At 49.2% G+C, this 390-nt stretch carries 1 protein-coding gene; it reads left to right on the top strand.

Annotated features, from left to right (window positions below; translation table 11 throughout):
• Nucleotides 1–390, top strand: a 390-nt coding sequence (locus ACO0LC_RS29195) for an EF-Tu/IF-2/RF-3 family GTPase (protein WP_423009769.1), incomplete at both ends; no start/stop codon positions are given.

Genomic DNA, 390 nt, shown 5'->3' with positions numbered 1-390 from the left:
GCGGTACAGTAGTTACTGGCCGTATCGAACGCGGTATCGTCAAAGTTGGCGAAGAGATCGAAATCGTTGGTATCAAAGACACAGTCAAAACAACATGTACTGGCGTTGAAATGTTCCGCAAACTGCTGGACCAAGGTCAGGCAGGCGACAACGTCGGCGTATTGCTGCGTGGTACCAAGCGTGAAGATATCCAACGTGGTCAAGTGTTGGCAAAACCAGGTTCGATCAAGCCACATGCGCATTTCACAGGCGAGATCTATGTACTGTCCAAAGATGAAGGTGGCCGTCATACACCATTCTTCAACAACTACCGTCCACAGTTCTACTTCCGTACAACGGACGTAACTGGTTCGATCGAGTTGCCGAAAGACAAAGAAATGGTCATGCCAG

This window comes from Undibacterium sp. JH2W, assembly GCF_049340425.1.
GTDB lineage: Bacteria > Pseudomonadota > Gammaproteobacteria > Burkholderiales > Burkholderiaceae_D > Undibacterium.
This window is presented reverse-complemented; position numbering and strand designations above follow the sequence as displayed.